Source organism: Synechococcus sp. PROS-9-1 (genome assembly GCF_014279775.1).
In the GTDB taxonomy this organism is placed as follows: domain Bacteria; phylum Cyanobacteriota; class Cyanobacteriia; order PCC-6307; family Cyanobiaceae; genus Synechococcus_C.
In genome coordinates this window covers 438,875-457,839 of the sequence record NZ_CP047961.1, presented here as the reverse complement: position 1 = coordinate 457,839, position 18,965 = coordinate 438,875, and the positions used below count along the sequence as shown (strand labels likewise).

Below are 18,965 nucleotides of genomic sequence, written 5' to 3'. Positions count from 1 at the left end.
CGGTCCCGACAAGCATGTGTGAAGGACTGTCATGGGCAGCGCCCCTAGGATCCACCCCAAAGCAACAGATGCATGGCCATAGCAGAACAGGCAGCTGAGTTGCTGAAAGGGATTGTGGATGCAGGCAGCAATCGGTCTGTTGTGGAACTGGGCTGGCTGGATCGCGTACGTGTTGATCCACCCCGCGCGGTGCTCCGTCTCAACCTCCCTGGCTTTGCCCAAGGTCAACGGGACCGCATCGTCGCTGAGGCACGAGAACACCTCCTAACCCTTGAAACCATTCAGGACGTCCAAATTGAATTGGGCAGCCCACCGTCTCAAGGGGGAATTGGTCAAGCCGGCCATGGCCAAGCAGCCGAACGCCAACCGATCCCTGGAGTCAAACAGGTGATTGCGGTCAGCAGTGGAAAAGGAGGGGTCGGCAAAAGCACTGTGGCAGTCAATCTCGCTTGCTCACTTGCAAAACAGGGGCTCCGTGTTGGCTTGCTCGATGCCGATATTTACGGGCCCAACGCCCCGATCATGCTTGGCGTTACTGATCAAACCCCTGAGGTCAATGGCTCTGGTGATGATCAGCGGATGATCCCCCTTGAAAGCTGCGGAGTCGCCGTGGTCTCGATGGGGTTGTTGATCGAAGAAAACCAACCCGTGATTTGGCGCGGACCGATGCTGAACGGAATTATTCGACAGTTTCTTTATCAAGTGGACTGGAGCGAGCGCGATGTCCTGATCGTGGATCTTCCTCCTGGAACTGGCGATGCCCAACTTTCCCTAGCCCAGGCCGTACCGATGGCCGGAGTGGTGATCGTGACCACACCACAAAAGGTGGCTTTGCAAGATGCCAGGCGTGGCTTGGCCATGTTTCTTCAGATGGGGGTCCCGGTTCTTGGCGTTGTCGAAAACATGAGCGCCTTCATCCCACCAGATCAACCCGACAGGAGCTATGCCCTGTTTGGATCAGGAGGCGGACAAACTTTGGCGGAAGCCTTCGACGTTCCTCTCTTGGCCCAGATCCCGATGGAAATGTCCGTGCAAGAGGGAGGCGATCAAGGCCGGCCCATCAGCATCAGCCATCCCAACTCCGCAAGTGCGCAGGCCTTCAATCAGCTGGCTGAGACACTCGGCAACCGCCTTCAGGCGATCAGCTGAGCATGAAAATTGGCCCGATGAGTCGTGAACACAGCCTGTTCACCCTCAACCGGCGAAGCAAAGGCTGGCAACTCAAGGAACCGGTGTTGTGGGGTGTCCCCCTCGCCATGGTCATGGTGGCGGGTCTCTTGATCGCAAGCACCCAGCGCCAAGCTGATTACGCCGACTGGTATCACCACTGGATCACGGCCGCTGTCGGAGTTGTGATCGCTCTGGTGACAGCCAGGCTTCCATTGCTGCGGCTGAAACCACTGCTGATTCCGATTTATGCCATCACGGTGGTCAGCCTGGTCGCCGTTCGCCTAGTGGGAACCACTGCGCTGGGCGCTCAACGCTGGCTCAGCATCGGCGGGGTGCACGTCCAACCGTCGGAGTTCGCAAAATTGTCGGCCATTCTTTTGCTGGCGGCGGTGCTCGATCGGCACCCTGTCGAAAGACCCGTCGATCTGCTGCGTCCGTTAGGGATCATCTCGATTCCTTGGGTGCTGGTGTTCATCCAGCCCGACCTCGGAACATCGCTTGTTTTTGGTGCGCTGCTGCTCACGATGCTCTATTGGTCGGGCATGCCGATTGAGTGGCTCGTGCTGCTGCTCTCACCCCTGGCTACGGCCTTGCTCGCGGGACTCTTCCCATGGGGACTGGCTGCCTGGATCCCGCTAACCATGATCATTGCCTACCGATCGTTGCCATGGAAACGGGTGGCGCTTGCCCTAGTGATGCTCGTGCAATCTGCTGCGGCCCTCGTCACCCCTTGGATGTGGATGCACGGCTTGCAGGACTATCAGCGTGATCGCCTCGTGCTGTTTCTCGACCCAGCAAAAGATCCCCTCGGAGGCGGCTACCACCTGCTGCAAAGCACGGTTGGAATTGGATCGGGAGGCTTGTTCGGGATGGGGCTACTACAAGGGCAACTCACTAAATTGCGCTTTATTCCTGAACAGCACACCGACTTCATCTTCAGTGCTCTGGGTGAAGAGACTGGATTCTTAGGCACAATTTTGGTTGTTGTCGGATTTGCACTCTTGATGGGGCGCCTGCTTCAGGTGGCTGGGCAAAGCCGTTCTGATTTCGAATCGCTCGTGGTGATTGGCGTCGCCACCATGCTGATGTTTCAAGTTGTCGTGAACATCTTCATGACCATTGGCCTTGGTCCTGTCACTGGCATCCCCCTTCCTTTTATGAGTTACGGCCGAAGCGCAATGGTCGTGAATTTCTTAGCCCTAGGACTGTGTCTATCGGTATCGAGGCGCTCCAAACGGTCCCTGAACCGATGAGCCAATGATGTTGCTCCAGAGCATTCACCAACAGATGGCTCAGGGAGTGAGCTCGGGAGGCTCCGATGACTCGACGGCGCGGCGCATGTGGTGGGCTGCGTTGGAAACGCTTCAGGAAACACTCCTAAAGAACGAAGAAGCACCATCTGGAGTGTGGCTTGCGGCCCCGTTACCCGCGCTCTATTCACCCCAACTCTTGACCAGCCTGCAGGGATGGGTCTGGGCACCTCAGGCACTCGGAGCTCTGACCTCGCCAACCACAAGCTTGCTCCCTCCAGACCTGTTAAGAGCTGGCCAGAGCCATGGAGAAGGAACCCACTCGTTACACACATCGACCTTCAGGCGCTTACCGCTTCACGAGGAGGACAGCCATGACCCACTCTTGGTGGTCATCACAGCCAAAGTGCAAATCGCCCTAGCCCTTCATGGAGGCCCAGGCCAACGTCAGCTGCTCATGCGCAGCGAGCCTGAAACCCTTGGCAGCGTGCTTGGCCTGATTGAACAGAGGCTGAGACTGGATGCCCCCGATCAAGCACTGGCTCTTCATCAAGCCCTCGAGGCGCTTGGCCCGCTTGAAAGCAGCAGTGCCCTAGGCCAAACGTTCTGGCCAAGCCTGGCCGAGCGACTCGCGAGCATGGCACCCACCGTGACGCTGCAGGCATCGACATCAGCTCCCGTCCAGAGCAATCAGCAGCCACAAACGACGAGTGAACAGGGATCAGCGGCGAACAAGGCCGATGAAGAGTTGTCCTTGCTTGAGGCAATCGCCCACGAAGTGCGGACACCTCTCTCAACGATTCGCACCCTGATCCGATCTTTGCTGCGGCGCAATGACTTGCCCGAGACCGCCATCAAGCGGCTTCAAATGATCGATACCGAATGCAGCGAACAAATTGACCGGTTCGGCCTGATCTTTCAGGCGGCAGAACTACAACGCCAGCCAGAAAGTCCCTCTGTTCTGGCTCAGACTGATCTAGGCAGCATGATCGGTCTGTTGACGCCCTCCTGGGAACAGCAGCTCAAGCGGCGGGGCATTGAGCTGAGCCTTGCAATCGCCAGCAACCTTCCGCCCGTCCTAAGCGATCCAAGTCGCCTGGAACCGATGCTGGGAGGCCTGGTAGATCGTTGCAGTCGAGGGCTTCCCAGTGGAAGCCAGCTCGTGCTCACCCTTCAACCCGCTGGAGCTCGTCTCAAGTTGCAGCTTCACGGTCAGAGTCCTGCAGAACGTGGAGAGGGGGCCGTCAGTCCAGAACCCATCGCCCAACTTGGGCCGGTGTTGAGCTGGAATCCAGACACGGGAAGTTTGCAGCTCAGTCAGACCGCGACCCGTCGCTTACTCGCCCGGCTAGGCGGGCGCCTCACCCAGCGACGAGATCGTGGTTTGACCGTGTTTTTCCCTTTAGCCCCGCATTGTTGACGGGTGTGAAGATTCCAGGCCAGAAGAGCGATCAGGCCTGATGCGCAATGCTAATTTCCTGGAATCACGGCATGCCGAATTTCGAGGACAGCTATGACAGCATCCGCCTTAACCGGTCAGCTCCCCCAGTACATCGGCAGCACCGGCGGCCTTCTCAATTCCGCTGAAACGGAAGAAAAGTACGCCATCACCTGGACCAGCAAGAGCGAGCAAGCCTTCGAACTCCCCACAGGTGGAGCCGCGATGATGTGTTCCGGAGAAAACATCATGTATTTCTCTCGCAAAGAACAGTGCTTGGCCTTGGGCACCCAACTCCGCACCAAATTCAAGCCTCGGATCGAGGACTTCAAGATCTATCGGATCTTCCCTGGTGGCGACACCGAGTACCTACATCCAGCGGATGGCGTCTTCCCTGAGAAAGTGAACGAAGGACGGCCGATTGTTGGACACAACCCAAGGAGAATCGGAGCCAACACCAATCCTGCAAATATCAAGTTCAGCGGTCGCAACACATACGACTCCTGATCAGCGTTCGGCGATGATGCCCAGCGGTCGGCTGCAACAATCTCCTCATGCTCAGCCCCGACCGCTCCGCCTTTCTTGAAGCAGCTCGCTGCGGGGCAACGTTTATTCCCGTAGCCCATAGCTGGCCCGCTGATCTAGAAACCCCTCTCACCACCTGGCTCAAGGTCGGGGAAGGCCACCCGCCTGGGGTCTTACTCGAATCCGTCGAAGGTGGCGAGAACCTTGGTCGTTGGAGTGTGATTGCCTGTGATCCTTTGTGGACACTCTCAGCCAGAGGAGACCTTTTAACGCGCCGCTGGCGAGATGGCTACGAAGAAAGCTTTCAAGGCAATCCCCTAGAGGTTCTTCGTGAATGCACGAATGCCTACAAGCCCGTCTCTCTTCCAGGCCTGCCACCGCTTGGGCAGTTGTATGGGATGTGGGGATATGAGCTCATCCGTTGGATCGAACCCAGCGTTCCCGTGCATCAAGCCGACGAGAACGCTCCGCCTGACGGCGTTTGGATGTTGATGGACAGCATCTTGATCATCGATCAAGTGAAGCGTTTGATCACGGCAGTGGCTTACGGAGATTTGAGCGATACCAGGGCCGCGGCCAAAACCGCAGATCAAGCCTGGGATGGGGCCATAGATCGCATCCGTGGACTTGAAAACCGCATGGCATCAGCTCTGCCCCAGGTGCGTCCTCTGCGCTGGAAGCCTGCTGCGAGGCCTACACCAGAAACAGAAAGCAATCGATCTCCTGAAAATTATCAACAAGCCGTTGCCACGGCCCAAGAACACATTGCCGCAGGAGACGCCTTCCAGCTCGTGATCAGCCAACGGCTGGAAACTCGCGTCTCGCAGCCCCCCTTAGAGGTCTACCGGAGCTTGAGGATGGTCAATCCATCCCCCTACATGGCCTTTTTTGATTTCGGAGATTGGTACCTGATCGGTTCAAGCCCTGAAGTCATGGTCAAGGCAGAACCAGACCAGGGAGGCATTCGTGCCAGCCTGAGGCCCATCGCCGGCACTCGCCCACGCGGGCGCAATGAGCTGGAAGATCGAAATTTTGAAGTCGAACTGCTTGCTGATCCAAAAGAACGGGCTGAGCACGTGATGTTGGTTGACCTTGGCCGCAATGACTTAGGCAGGGTTTGCACCGCTGGCACGGTGGATGTCAAGGAGCTGATGGTGATCGAGCGCTACTCCCATGTGATGCATATCGTGAGCCAAGTTGAAGGACGATTGGCTCAAGGACGAGACATCTGGGACTTGCTGATGGCCTCGTTCCCGGCGGGAACGGTGAGCGGCGCTCCCAAAATCAGGGCCATGCAGCTCATTCATCAGCTAGAGCCTGATGCTCGAGGGCCTTACTCCGGCGTCTACGGTTCTGTGGATCTAGCCGGCGCTCTCAACACGGCTATCACCATTCGCACGATGGTGGTCCGTCCTCACCCTGAAGGGGGTTGGAACATTCAAGTCCAAGCCGGGGCTGGTGTCGTAGCCGATTCCGACCCCGCTTCTGAGTATCAAGAAACCCTGAACAAGGCCCGAGCCATGCTCACCGCTCTCGCTTGCCTTGAGGATGCGAAGTCATGATCCAAACACTCAGACTCAAAGGGTTTGAAGTAGAGCTATTCACCGGTCGAAGCACCGGTGAAAACGTTGGTGTTGCCGAGCTGGTCAAACAGGATCTCACTGAATTTTGCGTTGAGCCCGACCACCGCAATCTCGAATACATCACAGAGCCTGAATCTGATTACGGAAAACTCAAAGAAGCCCTTCTGGCCCCGCGCCGCCGCCTACGGACATGGCTTGCAGAACGTGATCTCACCTTGCTCCCAGGCAGCACTCTCACATTGGGAGATGCCACGCGATTTGAACGATCCAATCCAAACGACGCCTATCACGACCTCATCGAAGCCACCTACGGCACCACTGTCGTCACAGCCAGCATCCATATCAACTTGGGGATCAGTGAACCGGCCGATTTATTTCCCGCTCTTCGGCTTGTGCGTTGTGAAGCAGCCCTTCTGCTTGCGCTGAGCGCTAGTTCACCCTTTCTCAACCGCCAGATCACCGGCGCCCATTCACAACGTTGGTTGCAATTCCCCCTCACTCCCAAACACGTTCCCCTGTTTCGCGATTTAGAGCATTTCGTGGAATGGACTGACACCCAGCTGGTGGAGGGGCGCATGCACAACGTGCGCCATCTATGGACGTCCGTCCGTCCCAATGGTCCACAACGGCCCTTTGACCTCAATCGGCTCGAGTTACGGATCTGCGATTTAGTCACCAATCCGGATCTGCTGCTGGCGATTACAGCCCTGATGGAACTGCGTGTGCTGATGTTGCTTCGGGAGCCCGATCAACTCGACCCCTTCAAGGCGAGTGACCTGAGCGCCGACCAGCTCATGCTGCTCAGCGATAGCAATGACGCCGCTGCCGCTAGAAATAGCCTCGATGCGCAGTTGCATGATTGGCGGGATGGTCGCCAACGTTTATGTCGTGACTGGCTGAAGGAGATGATCAATGCCGTGATGCCTTTAGCGCACGAGCTTGAACTGGCGTCCTGTCTGCTCCCTCTCGAATCCGTTCTTACGGAAGGGAATCAAGCCATGCGATGGCTCAAAGGAATCGAGAATGGACGCAGCCTTGAAGAAGAATTCCGCACTGGAATTCTCGAGATGGAACAGCAAGAACAGCCGATCGACAGATCCTTGGCTGACGCTTTGGGATGATCATGACTCCATCTGATAGCGGTTTCCCATCGATGCATTCGTCCTCAGCCCTGATTCCTGAGAGCACACAGCCCAGGGCTGATGGCAATGAAGCAGGCGATGGACAACTCCTGCAGCAACGCCTTGCTCTTGTTGAAGACCTTTGGCGAACCGTGCTGCGCAGCGAATGTCCACCGGAACAGGCCGAGCGACTTCTGCGCATGAAGCAGCTCAGTGATCCGGTCCTTCCTGGCGAGCATCCAGCTGGAACCGATGCACTGATTGATCTCATTAAGGAGATGGATCTTGCCGAGGCCATCGCTGCCGCAAGAGCATTCTCGTTGTATTTCCAGCTCGTCAACATCCTGGAACAACGCATCGAAGAGGACACGTATCTCGAGAGTATTAATCGATCACAGGACCAGGCAGAGCAAGTGGATCCATTTGCTCCTCCTCTCGCCACCCAAACCGAACCGGCAACGTTTAGAGAATTATTTGAGCGCCTGAGACGTCTCAACGTTCCCCCAGCCCAGCTTGAATCTCTGCTCCAAGAACTCGATATCCGTTTGGTCTTTACAGCCCACCCCACGGAGATCGTTCGCCATACCGTGCGCCATAAACAGCGGCGCGTTGCCAGTCTCCTTCAACAACTTGAGACTCAGCCCCCGACACCCTCGGGTGCTACGGACAGCGTGCGGCTGCAGCTTGAAGAAGAGATCAGGCTTTGGTGGAGAACCGATGAGCTCCATCAGTTCAAGCCGTCGGTTCTGGATGAAGTGGACTACGCCCTCCATTATTTCCAGCAGGTTCTGTTCAATGCCATGCCGCAGCTGCGGCGCCGGATCGTCGCCTCCCTTGCTGCGAGCTATCCAGACGTCAGGGTTCCTTCTGCATCGTTTTGCACGTTTGGGTCATGGGTGGGGTCCGACAGAGATGGGAACCCCTCAGTCACCACTGAAATCACGTGGCGTACAGCCTGTTATCAACGCCAATTAATGCTTGACCGGTACGTCAGTGCCGTACAACACCTTCGCAATCAGCTCAGCATTTCCATGCAATGGAGCCAGGTGAGTGCTCCACTGCTCGAATCGTTGGAAATGGACCGACTGCGCTTCCCAGATGTCTACGAGGAGCGCGCCACTCGATACCGGCTTGAGCCCTATCGGCTCAAGCTCAGCTTCGTGCTTGAGCGCCTTCGTCTCACGCAGTTGCGCAACCAGCAACTGGCTGATGCGGGCTGGCGAACCCCACCTGAAGGGTTGCCATCCAGCACTCCAGGCAACGCCCCAGGTGATGCTCTCCACTACGGCTCAATTGCTGAGTTCCGCAGCGAACTTGAACTGATCCGCACCAGTTTGGTCAACACAGATCTGAGCTGTGAACCGCTCGACACCCTGCTCACGCAGGTGAACATTTTTGCGTTTTCACTAGCAGGTCTCGACATCCGCCAAGAAAGCACGCGACACAGTGATGCTCTCGACGAACTAAGCCGGTACATCAATCCAGATCGTGCCTACGGAGAGATGGACGAGGCGGAGCGTGTGGCCTGGTTGATGGAGGAATTGCAAACGCGTCGTCCCTTGATTCCACCGGCTGTTAGCTGGTCTGCTGCCACAGCTGAAACGGTGGACGTGTTCCGGATGCTGCACCGTTTGCAGGATGAATTCGGCAGCCGTATTTGCGGGACCTACGTGATCTCGATGAGTCACAGCGTGTCCGATTTACTCGAGGTGCTTCTGCTCGCAAAAGAAGCGGGATTGGTTGATCCTTCGTCCCGCCATGCCGACCTCCTTGTCGTCCCACTGTTCGAGACGGTGGAGGATCTCCAGAGGGCTCCTGAGGTGATGGAGCAACTATTCCAAACCCCTCTCTATCGAGATTTACTGCCCAAGGTCGGCACCCAGGGGCTGCTTCTGCAAGAGCTCATGCTCGGATACTCCGATAGCAATAAGGATTCAGGGTTTCTCTCCAGCAACTGGGAGATCCATCAAGCCCAGATCGCCTTGCAAGACTTGGCCTCTCGTCAGGGCATTGCCCTGCGTCTATTCCACGGTCGTGGTGGGTCTGTCGGCCGTGGTGGCGGCCCGGCCTACCAAGCGATCTTGGCTCAGCCAAGTGGCACTCTGCAGGGACGCATCAAAATTACGGAGCAGGGCGAAGTCCTGGCCTCGAAGTACAGCTTGCCGGAGCTTGCTTTGTACAACCTTGAGACAGTGACCACAGCTGTGGTCCAAAACAGCCTGGTGACCAACCAACTCGATGCGACACCGAGCTGGAATGAATTGATGTCCCGGGTCGCCAAGAGCTCACGCCGTCATTACCGAGCCTTGGTGCACGACAACCCTGATCTTGTCGCCTTTTTCCAACAGGTCACTCCCATCGAGGAAATCAGCAAGCTGCAGATTTCCAGTCGCCCCGCACGAAGGAAATCAGGTGCTCGCGACCTTTCCAGTCTGAGGGCCATTCCCTGGGTGTTCGGCTGGACCCAGAGCCGCTTCCTGCTCCCCAGCTGGTTTGGGGTTGGTTCAGCCCTGAGTGAAGAGCTGGAGGCGGATCCAGACCAACTCACGTTGTTGCGCACCTTGCATCAGCGCTGGCCTTTCTTCCGCATGCTGATCTCCAAAGTGGAGATGACCCTCTCCAAGGTGGATCTCGACTTAGCGCGTCATTACGTGACCAGTTTGGGCAGTGCTGAAAACCACGACGCGTTTGAACAGATTTACGCAACGGTGGCCGAGGAATATGCACGAACGAAGGGGCTTGTCTTAGCCATCACAGGCCAGGAAAGACTTCTTGATGCCGATCCCGCCCTGCAGCTCTCGGTTGATCTACGCAATCGCACGATCGTTCCGCTTGGTTTTCTTCAAGTCGCGCTGTTGCGCCGACTGAGAGATCAAAACCGTCAACCGCCCATGAGTGAATCGCCCAGCAGCGATGGAGACGGACGCACCTACAGCCGTAGCGAGCTCCTGCGCGGTGCACTTCTTACCATCAACGGCATCGCTGCAGGCATGCGCAATACAGGCTGAGTGTCACCGCTTCCATTCCGGCAGCAAGCTGCTGTACCACGACTGCCTGCCTATTACCGGCTGCAGACCGAACCCCATCCGAGCGGTGAGGCGATCAATGCGCTGCTGATCTCCTGCGGTGAGCCCACCCATCCCGTGGAACGTTGGTCCTTGGCACTCAGTCGCAGCCTCTGGCAGCTCAGCATCATCGACGAACGCAATCAATCTCTGGTTGGCTTCATTCGAGCCACAAGCGACCTGGCCTTGAATGCCAATCTCTGGAACCTCGCCGCCTGTCCTGGCGACGACCAGAACGCGCTAGTGAACGCCTTAATGCATCACGCCCTTGCACGCTTGAAAAAAGAATTACCAGGGTGCAGCATCTCGATCTCCGCACCCGTATTTGCACTCGAGGGCATGAAAAAACAAGGTTTCATCCTTGACCCTGGCGGGATTCGCGCCATGGGCTTAAGGCTCCGATGAAGGCTGGAGCCTGATCTGTCACGAGCATGGAGGGACTCGAACCCCCGACCCTCAGAACCGGAATCTGATGCTCTATCCAACTGAGCTACATGCCCCTGCGGCTGCCGCAACAGCTGCCGGTATTGATCGGCAAAATCAACCGATCCAAGTACCTTAGCCACACGACGCATTCGGACCAATTCGGCTTCTCCAGCTTCAACTGCAGGGCTTTCGCAACCACAGCAACCTGCAGCTGGAGATCGAAGCACCACGCCTCCTGGTGATCGGTAGCAACGGTGTTGGCAAGTCAAATCTGCTGGAATCGGTGGAGCTCCTTGGAAGCCTGCGCTCACACCGTTCCAGTCAGGACGGAGATCTCATCCATTGGGACGCCAGCCGTGCACTGCTGAGGGCAACCTGCGCAGACCAGCAGACCCTTGAACTTGAATTGCGTCGCCGCGGCGGACGCCAAGCGAAGCGCAATGGGAAACCATTGCAGCGACAGCTGGATTTAATTGGTCCTCTGCGCTGCGTGGGCTTCAGCGCTCTTGACCTGCACCTCGTGAGAGGCGAGCCAGCCCTGCGCCGCCAGTGGCTCGATCGTGTTGTCCTTCAACTGGAACCTGTTTACGCCGATCTCATCAGTCGCTACGGGCGCTTGCTAAGGCAACGCGCACAGTTTTGGCGGCGAGGAGGTCTGTCCTCCGGCATGGAACCTCAGGTGCTCCTCGAAAGCTTTGATCGCCAAATGGCTCTGGTGAGCACACGCATTCATCGCAGGCGTCTCCGAGCCCTGGCACGACTAGAGCCCCTAGCCGCCGTCTGGCAAGAGAGGCTGAGTGAGGGACGTGAACATCTTCAGCTTTGCTACACCCCCGGCAGTGCATTGATCGGAGAAGAGCAGGAGGAATCCTGGCGACTTGCAATCGAGCAACAGCTCCGAGACCAACGCAGCGAAGAAGAACGTTTAGGGAGCTGCCGAGTTGGTCCTCATCGCGACGAAATCGAAATGCGGATCAATGGCACTGCCGCAAGACGATTCGGCTCCTCTGGCCAACAACGCACCCTGGTGCTGGCCTTGAAGATGGCGGAGTTACAACTGGTCGGTGAACTCTGCGGCGAACCCCCCCTTCTTCTGCTCGATGATGTCTTGGCAGAACTAGATCCCACACGGCAATTGGCCCTCTTAGAAGCCGTTGGCGAAAACCATCAATGCCTTGTCAGTGCCACCCATCTCGACGCATTTGAAGGTGGCTGGCGTGAGCAGTCGCAGATTCTTGATGCCGACGGCTTGAGATCACAGTCCGTATCGCGGTAGGGTCGCGAGCTTATTTGCCTAAAGAATCTTGATGGAGCAGTCCTTGTCCAGCCTGCACCCCAACCCGGGATGGGCGACCAACAACAGTGCAACCGACAGCAGTGCAGCCGACACAAGTGCAACCGACATGGTTGGCAAACACTGCATTCTCGAGCTCTACGACTGCGATCCGTCGAAGCTCGACGACGAAACTTTTCTAAGACACACCATCACGACAGCAGCCCATCGTGCTGGTGCAACTCTGCTCAACCTGATCACCCACCGCTTCGAACCCCAAGGGGTGACAGGTCTGGCACTTCTGGCTGAATCGCACATCTCCATCCACACCTGGCCTGAAAACGGATACGCAGCCGTGGATGTTTTCACCTGTGGTGACCACACCATGCCGGAGAAAGCCTGTGAGGTGCTGTGCGAAGAATTATCAGCTGGTCGCCATGCTCTGCGCAGCTTCCTAAGGGAGACACCGGCAGCGCTCGGAACAACCGAGCGCATGCCGGCCATTCCGATCGCTGCCTGAGTGCAGGGCCTGAATTCAGAGGTGGTTGTAAGACGCCGCCTCTGAGGCGAGCAGATTGCTTGTGATCGGATGTTTTTGAAAATGGCCAATCGCTTGCCGGATGTCTTCCAGAAGTAGGTCTGCCATGTCGCGCGTGAAATCTCGCTTCACCAAGATCCTCTGGAATGCCGTTGATTCAAGTTCGCCCGTAAAGGGATAGGCAGGCACCTGCCAGCCCCGCATCCGCAAGCGATCGGCGAAGTCATACAGGTTGAAGCCATGCTTCGTGGTGTCATCCAGAGTCCAAACCACGGTGGGGATGCCCTGGTCAGGGGCACCATCATGGATGATTTTGAACAGATCCATCTCTCTTAATTTGTCGGCGAAATACTGCGCATTGGCATGACTGGCCATATGGAGCATGCGATAGCCCTCTCGCCCCAAACGCACAAATTCGTGATATTGAGCAATCACCTGACCTGCAGGCCTTGAAAAATTGATCTGGAATGTCGGCATGTCCCCACCTAGATAGGACACGTGAAAGACAAGCTCGACAGGCAGATCCTCCTGGCTGCGCCAGAGCACCCAGCCAACTCCAAGGGGCGCCAAACCAAATTTATGGCCTGAAGCATTAATCGATTTCACCCGTTCCAAACGAAAGTCCCATAGGGGGAGATCGGGTGCACAGAACGGAGCAAGAAAACCACCACTTGCCGCATCCACGTGAATCGGCACATCAAGACCTGTACGCGCCTGAAGATCATCCAAAGCCTTGCTGATCGACTCAATGTCTTCATAAAGACCGTGATACGTCACCCCAAGAGTGGGTACAACAAAAATCGTGTTCTCATCAACAGCGGCAAGAACACGCTCAGGGCTGATGCACAACTCGCCGGTAAGCATCTCTAATTCACGCATTTCAATATCCCAATAACGCGCAAACTTCTTCCAGCAGATCTGCACGCTTCCACACACCATGTTGGGCTTATCGGTTGGCAAGCCTGCAGCCTGACGACGTTTGCGCCACCGCCACTTCGCAGCCATCCCGCCAAGCATGGCCGCTTCACTACTGCCAATGGTGGAGCATCCAACGGCGGCACCAGGGGCATTCCACAAGTCGGCCATCATCGAAACACAACGACTCTCAAGCTCCGCCGTCTGAGGATATTCATCTTTATCGATCAGATTTTTATCCACTCCCAGAGCCATCAACTCCATCGCACTTTGCGCTTGATAGGTCTGACAAAATGTGGCTAAATTCTGCTTACTATTGCCATCAAGAAGCAACTCTTCTTTCAAAAGTTGCACTGTGGAATCCCCTTCCCGCCCTGCTCCAGGGAAATGATGCTTTGGCAGAGGAGAGAGCATGGCATCAACCAACGCCTGCTCCTCGCTGTCATGGAGATGCTGACGCGATTGATGCAATGCCACAAGACAGGATTTATCTTGATGAAAACTATTCAGAGCGGGCAACCAGCGCCACCGTCGTAACGAAGTGGATGCTTGATCGAACCTCTAAACGCGATTGAGCTTGCCGCTCACCAGCCCCTCCACATCCACACTTACCGAAGTGAAACCCTGGCTGAGAAGGGTTTTCACCAGCTCACGTCTCAACAAAGGCTGCAAAAGATCGGCAATGCGCTCTTCTGGAACTTCCACCCGAGCGGCCAGTCCATGGCTACGAACCCGAACCTGATCGAATCCATGTTGGATCAACCAGGCCTCTGCCTGTCCCACCCGCTGGAGGCGTTCACTGCTGATTGATTCTCCGTAGGGGAAGCGGGAGGCAAGGCAAGGCTGAGCAGGTTTATCCCACCAAGGGAAACCAAGCGCCCAAGACAAACGGCGAATAGTCGCCTTCGTCATGCCAAGTTCAGCTAGAGGAGAGCGAACACCAGCTTCCTTCGCCGCTGCAATCCCAGGACGATGATCGCCAAGATCATCCTGATTGACCCCATCAAGGACGAGGGCGCCGTTGGCTTCAGCAGCAATCGGAGCGAGATGGCGATGCAGCTCTCGCTTGCAGGCATAGCAACGATCCTGAGGATTGCTGGTGTAACTCGGATCCTCAAGTTCAAGAGTGGACACCTCCTGATGTCGCATCCCAAGCCAGGTCGCCTGCTGGCGCGCTTCCACCAGAAGATGGGGCGCTAAGGAGGGCGAAACGCCGGTAATCGCTAAGGCCTGCTCACCAAGCTGCTCATGGGCAATCGCGGCAACGAGGCTGCTGTCAACACCACCTGAATAGGCCACACACACGTGCTTCTGGGCCGCCAAGGAATCACGCAACCGCTCCAGAACGTCACATTCCAGCTTTGACAATGATTCGAGCTGGCGGAACATCACGTTGGTCACTGCCTTCGCTTCAAATCTCTGTATGCTCCCAGCGTAAGAAGACTCATCCTTTTGCCGCCAATGGATGCAGTCTCATCCGGTACGTCTCAAGCCAACCGTGCCCGCAGCAACCGCGGCGTGGGAATCGTCACAGCTGCTGACAGCCGCGAGCGAAGCCTTGGCCAACTTCACGTGTATGACGGCGAGGGCAAGGGCAAAAGCCAAGCCGCCTTAGGAGTCGTGCTGCGCACCATTGGGCTTGGGATCTGCGAGCAAAGGCGCACCAGGGTTCTGCTACTTCGCTTCTTGAAAGGACCAGGGCGGGCTTACGACGAAGACGCAGCCATCGAAGCTCTGCAACAGGGTTTCCCCCACTTGATTGATCAGGTCCGAACAGGCCGGGGAGACTATTTCAGCGTGGACGAAGTCACACGCTTCGACCGACAGGAAGCCCAACGGGGCTGGGATATCGCCAAAGGCGCCATTGCCAGCGCTCTGTACTCCGTTGTCGTTCTCGATGAACTCAATCCAGTGCTCGATCTCGGTTTGCTTGAAACCGAAGATGTGATCCGGTCGCTGAAGAGCCGACCGGAAGGCATGGAAATCATCGTTACTGGGCGTGGCGCTCCGCGTCCGTTGGTGAAGATCGCCGATCTGCACTCTGAAATGCGAGCGCACAGACGCCCCGAAGTAGACAACAATGCAGCCCTATCGCTTGTCACAGCAGGCGGCATCGAGGTTTACACCGGTGAAGGCAAAGGAAAATCCACTAGTGCCCTTGGCAAAGCTCTTCAGGCAATCGGCAGAGGCATTAGCCAAGATAAAAGCCATCGCGTTCTGATCCTCCAGTGGCTCAAAGGAGGAAGTGGGTACACCGAAGACGCCGCGATCGCAGCGTTGCGTGAAAGTTACCCCCACTTGGTGGATCACCTTCGTTCAGGGCGTGATGCCATCGTTTGGCGTGGCCAGCAACAACCCATCGACTACGTGGAAGCTGAACGCGCCTGGGAAATCGCCAGGGCTGCGATCGCGAGTGGGCTCTACAAAACCGTGATCCTCGATGAGTTGAACCCCACAGTGGATCTCGAGCTTCTTCCTGTTGAGCCCATCGTTCAAGCCTTGCTCCGTAAGCCGACAGAAACGGAGGTAATCATTACCGGCCGGTGCAAAAACCAGCCGGCCTATTTCGACCTTGCGAGCGTCCATTCAGAAATGGTGTGCCACAAGCACTACGCCGAGCAAGGAGTGGATCTCAAGCGCGGTGTTGACTACTAATTCTTCAGCTCAATAGCGCGGAACGGAAGAGTCAATCTCCTCTGACCAGGCATCAATCCCACCCTGCACGTTGACCGCATCGATGCCGTGGATGGCCAGAACGTCCACCGCCTTGGCCGAACGCCCTCCAAGTTTGCAGTGCACATAAACCGTTCGTTTCGCTGCGATGGCCTGGATGCGCTCGATCACCTCTTCACTATCAAAAGTGGGCAAGGGGATCAATTCAGAGCCAGCGATCACAGCGACCTCAGCTTCTGCAGGATTACGCACATCGATCAAAGCCAAATCATCTCCCTGATCCAGCATGGCTTTGAGCTCCACCACAGAAATGCTTTTCATCGCCTTTAGCTTCCCCCCGGAGATCGAGCGTCCGGCCGTGCAGAACGCTTGGTAGTCAATCAGCTTTTCGATTGGGGCGCGACTCAGCCTTCGTTTCAAGGTGAGCTCTCGAAAACGCATCGACAAGCCATCTACTAACAGCAACCGACCATCAAGAGGAGTCCCAATTCCTGTGATCAGCTTGATGACCTCAGCGGCCTGAATCAGGCCAACCAAACCAGGCATCACGCCCATCACTCCGCCGTCAGCGCAGGAGGGCACAAGCCCTTGCGGCGGCGGCTCCGGCACCAGGTCTCGATAATCGGGGGACTGACTCCCCAGATTGAACACACTGACCTGTCCTTCAAAGCGCTGGACTGAGCCGTAAACAAACGGTCGCTTTGTCAAGACGCAGGCGTCATTAATCAAATAACGACTGGCGAAATTATCTGTTCCGTCAACCACCACGTCGTACGCAGCAAACAGCTCAAGCGCATTGTTCGCTGATAAGCGAAAGCAATGGTCTTCAACCCGACAACAGGGATTGAGGTCTTCAATGCGAACGCGCGCTGATGCTGTTTTGGCCTGGCCCACCGTTCCAGTGCCATGGATCACCTGACGTTGCAGGTTGGAGGGCTCAACAAGGTCATCATCCACAACCCCGATGCGACCAACGCCTGCAGCCGCCAAATAGAGCAGAAGTGGAGAGCCCAGTCCACCAGCACCAATGCACAACACAGAAGCAGCTTTTAAACGTTGCTGTCCTTCAACGCCCACCTCGGGGAGGCTGATATGGCGGGCATATCTGGACTTCTCCTCTCCACTTAGCTGAGGAGCACCCCCCGCTTCAGTCATGGCGAATCCCAGGATCTCCTGGAAAGGACTTCAAAGGAGTCTCCCCCATGACCCGAATCGGCAGCCGGTGAACGTTGGCGAGAGAGCCCCGGGGAGCCTCAACCTCCAGCCACCAAGCCGCGAAGTCATCGTTCTTTCCGATGATCAGCATCAAGCCAGAGCTCACAGCCCAGAGTCGATCTCTTCGACTGGGCACAACCGACGCTCCTGGATGGGAATGGGCACTCCCAAGAACTTGCCATGAGCGCGAGCGCGCCCAACGTTGAGCGGCAATCTGCTCACGAGGGTCGAGCTCAAAACGATCATGCTCTTGCTGACCCACCATGTTTCGGCAAGGCCAGATCAATTGCACGCGCCAATCATCTGAACCGGAATCAGCAGAGCCATGTCCCTGCCCGAGCAACAAAGCACAGCCTTCCGCAGGTGCTGGCGCCAGAAGATCTTGACGGAGAACCATCAGACATTCCGCACTAATGATCAACTGGGATGGCGCTTGTGAAGAAAGACCGATACTCTCAGCCAAAATCTGCCTTAGGCATTAGTTACATGAGCGAGGAGTCCACCACGCCGGCGAGTGAATCAACTGGGACCGCCAACACCAGCGAAGCATCCACCAGCGCTGAGACCGCCAACTTTTCTGAGCGCTACAGCGAGATTCTCGGGAAAGTCAACGAGACCTTAGACAAGGTGGATTGGAGTCAAGCGGGGCGTATCGGCAAAGTTGTTGGAATTTTTGCTGCTGTCATCGTTGCCCAAATTCTGATTAAGGGCATTCTCGATACCATCAATCTTCTTCCTGTCGTACCAGGGCTCCTCGAGCTTCTCGGCGTAGTGGTGGTGGGCCAATGGAGCTGGAAAAATCTCACCACAAGTGAAAAGCGCACCGCTTTGGTGAATCGCGTTCAAACCATCCGCAGCGAATACCTCGGCTAAGGCGGAGTCATTCTCTCTTGGTCACAACAACATTGACCTCATGGCACTGATTGCTGTGAGGCATTGTTGTTTATAGCTACCACCAAAAAGGTTGGCGTGATTCAGCAAGTGATAGAGGTTGTAAACATCAATTCGATCTTGATAGTTGGTATCTAGGGGCCATTCCTGTTGATAGCCCTGGTAAAAACGTTCACTGAATCCTCCAAACAAGCGAGTCATCGCCAGATCCACCTCCCGGTCAGCCCACCAACAAGCTGGATCGATCAGTGCTCCTCGTTCGTCTGCGAGCACTGAAGCGTTTCCACCCCAAAGGTCGCCATGCACGAGACAGGACAGGGGCTGATGTTGATCCAACCAAACCCGTGTTGCTGCTAGCAAAGGTTCGAGTTGATCAAGAGCCAAGCCCCAGCTTGATGCCAGCTGAAGCTGAGGGGTCAGCCGCAAGGTCACAAACGCGTCACCCCAAGACGACAACCACCCAGCTGGTTGAGGACCTAAGCCAATAAATCCTTCTTCATCCCAACCAAATCGATCCATCCCAGCATCAGCAGAGGTTCGATGAAGGCGAGCCAAGCCTCGACCAAGGCCGTATTGATCCCCTCGCCCAAAATCGAGCCAAGGCAAGATCAAAGCGGCAAGCTCTCCCACCGGGACCATCCCGAGCGGATCAGGGATGAACAGAAGCGCAGGGTCTGCCCAATGCTTCAGAGAGCGGAGCCCCCGGGCTTCCACCTTGAGCATGGCTGGTGATGCCAGCTTGAGAAATAGAGATCTGCCATCCGATAAGTCAGCACGCCACGTGGAGGCACTGCCAACAGGGTCGAGGGTCTTGCACTGACAGCCCTGCAGCTCAGCACAATCGTTTTGCAACGCCTCCATCAATTGCGTTCGCATTCACGA

At 56.4% G+C, this 18,965-nt stretch carries 17 protein-coding genes and 1 tRNA gene; 12 read left to right on the top strand and 6 right to left on the bottom strand.

The window, feature by feature from the left end; translation table 11 throughout:
• Positions 1–72: 72 nt before the first annotated feature.
• From SynPROS91_RS02275 to SynPROS91_RS02240, 8 genes are all read left to right on the top strand, one after another.
• Positions 73–1,149, top strand: coding sequence for an Mrp/NBP35 family ATP-binding protein (locus tag SynPROS91_RS02275; RefSeq protein WP_186518085.1), 1,077 nt, complete (start codon positions 73–75; stop codon positions 1,147–1,149).
• 2 nt (positions 1,150–1,151) lie between these two features.
• Positions 1,152–2,423 (top strand): rod shape-determining protein RodA, encoded by a 1,272-nt coding sequence (rodA, locus tag SynPROS91_RS02270; protein WP_255439868.1) that lies wholly within the window; start codon positions 1,152–1,154, stop codon positions 2,421–2,423.
• 7 nt (positions 2,424–2,430) lie between these two features.
• The gene (locus tag SynPROS91_RS02265) at positions 2,431–3,840 is read left to right on the top strand and encodes a sensor histidine kinase KdpD (protein ID WP_186519326.1); all 1,410 of its coding nucleotides are present in this window, start codon (positions 2,431–2,433) and stop codon (positions 3,838–3,840) included.
• Between the two features lie 93 nt (positions 3,841–3,933).
• On the top strand, positions 3,934–4,365 hold the full coding sequence (locus SynPROS91_RS02260) for a photosystem I reaction center subunit II PsaD (protein WP_186518083.1): 432 nt from the start codon (positions 3,934–3,936) through the stop codon (positions 4,363–4,365).
• A 47-nt stretch (positions 4,366–4,412) separates the two neighbouring features.
• The gene (locus SynPROS91_RS02255; RefSeq protein WP_186518081.1) at positions 4,413–5,945 is read left to right on the top strand and encodes an anthranilate synthase component I family protein; all 1,533 of its coding nucleotides are present in this window, start codon (positions 4,413–4,415) and stop codon (positions 5,943–5,945) included.
• The gene (gene gshA / locus SynPROS91_RS02250) at positions 5,942–7,087 is read left to right on the top strand and encodes a glutamate--cysteine ligase (protein ID WP_186518079.1); all 1,146 of its coding nucleotides are present in this window, start codon (positions 5,942–5,944) and stop codon (positions 7,085–7,087) included. The genes SynPROS91_RS02255 and gshA overlap by 4 nt, the downstream gene beginning before the upstream one ends.
• Entirely contained in the window at positions 7,084–10,095 is a 3,012-nt protein-coding gene (gene ppc, locus SynPROS91_RS02245; RefSeq protein WP_186518077.1) for a phosphoenolpyruvate carboxylase, read from the top strand. The genes gshA and ppc overlap by 4 nt, the downstream gene beginning before the upstream one ends.
• Entirely contained in the window at positions 10,096–10,557 is a 462-nt protein-coding gene (locus SynPROS91_RS02240; RefSeq protein ID WP_186518076.1) for an N-acetyltransferase, read from the top strand.
• 21 nt (positions 10,558–10,578) lie between these two features.
• On the opposite strand, the gene SynPROS91_RS02235 is transcribed toward SynPROS91_RS02240, so the two are convergent.
• Positions 10,579–10,652 (bottom strand) — tRNA-Arg (locus tag SynPROS91_RS02235).
• Between the two features lie 104 nt (positions 10,653–10,756).
• Between SynPROS91_RS02235 and recF the strand changes: the two genes are divergently transcribed.
• Together recF and speD are read left to right on the top strand one after the other, a co-directional pair.
• Positions 10,757–11,854 carry a DNA replication/repair protein RecF gene (recF, locus tag SynPROS91_RS02230; protein WP_255439973.1) on the top strand — a complete coding sequence of 366 codons (1,098 nt, stop codon included), beginning with the start codon at positions 10,757–10,759 and terminating at the stop codon, positions 11,852–11,854.
• A gap of 31 nt (positions 11,855–11,885) precedes the next feature.
• On the top strand, positions 11,886–12,371 hold the full coding sequence (gene speD / locus SynPROS91_RS02225; protein ID WP_186518075.1) for an adenosylmethionine decarboxylase: 486 nt from the start codon (positions 11,886–11,888) through the stop codon (positions 12,369–12,371).
• 15 nt (positions 12,372–12,386) lie between these two features.
• Here speD and SynPROS91_RS02220 read toward each other — a convergent pair whose 3' ends face one another.
• A complete protein-coding gene (locus tag SynPROS91_RS02220) occupies positions 12,387–13,781 on the bottom strand; it encodes a glutamate decarboxylase (RefSeq protein ID WP_186519322.1) in 1,395 nt (464 codons plus the stop codon).
• Between the two features lie 84 nt (positions 13,782–13,865).
• A complete protein-coding gene (gene larE / locus SynPROS91_RS02215; protein WP_186519320.1) occupies positions 13,866–14,693 on the bottom strand; it encodes an ATP-dependent sacrificial sulfur transferase LarE in 828 nt (275 codons plus the stop codon).
• Positions 14,694–14,765: 72 nt separating this feature from the next.
• On the opposite strand from larE, the gene SynPROS91_RS02210 reads away from it, so the two are divergent.
• Positions 14,766–15,959: a cob(I)yrinic acid a,c-diamide adenosyltransferase gene (locus SynPROS91_RS02210; protein WP_186518073.1), complete on the top strand. Its 1,194-nt coding sequence runs from the start codon at positions 14,766–14,768 to the stop codon at positions 15,957–15,959.
• Positions 15,960–15,968: 9 nt separating this feature from the next.
• On the opposite strand, the gene moeB is transcribed toward SynPROS91_RS02210, so the two are convergent.
• Both moeB and SynPROS91_RS02200 read right to left on the bottom strand, forming a co-directional pair.
• Positions 15,969–17,132, bottom strand: a complete 1,164-nt coding sequence (gene moeB / locus SynPROS91_RS02205; protein ID WP_186518072.1) for a molybdopterin-synthase adenylyltransferase MoeB — start codon at positions 17,130–17,132, stop codon at positions 15,969–15,971.
• Positions 17,125–17,655 carry a M67 family metallopeptidase gene (locus SynPROS91_RS02200; protein ID WP_255439866.1) on the bottom strand — a complete coding sequence of 177 codons (531 nt, stop codon included), beginning with the start codon at positions 17,653–17,655 and terminating at the stop codon, positions 17,125–17,127. Before SynPROS91_RS02200 ends, moeB begins: the two co-directional genes overlap by 8 nt.
• Positions 17,656–17,678: 23 nt before the next feature.
• On the opposite strand from SynPROS91_RS02200, the gene SynPROS91_RS02195 reads away from it, so the two are divergent.
• Positions 17,679–18,065 carry a CAAD domain-containing protein gene (locus SynPROS91_RS02195; RefSeq protein ID WP_186518070.1) on the top strand — a complete coding sequence of 129 codons (387 nt, stop codon included), beginning with the start codon at positions 17,679–17,681 and terminating at the stop codon, positions 18,063–18,065.
• 21 nt (positions 18,066–18,086) lie between these two features.
• On the opposite strand, the gene SynPROS91_RS02190 is transcribed toward SynPROS91_RS02195, so the two are convergent.
• Positions 18,087–18,959 (bottom strand): fructosamine kinase family protein, encoded by an 873-nt coding sequence (locus tag SynPROS91_RS02190; RefSeq protein ID WP_186518068.1) that lies wholly within the window; start codon positions 18,957–18,959, stop codon positions 18,087–18,089.
• Positions 18,960–18,965 lie beyond the last annotated feature (6 nt).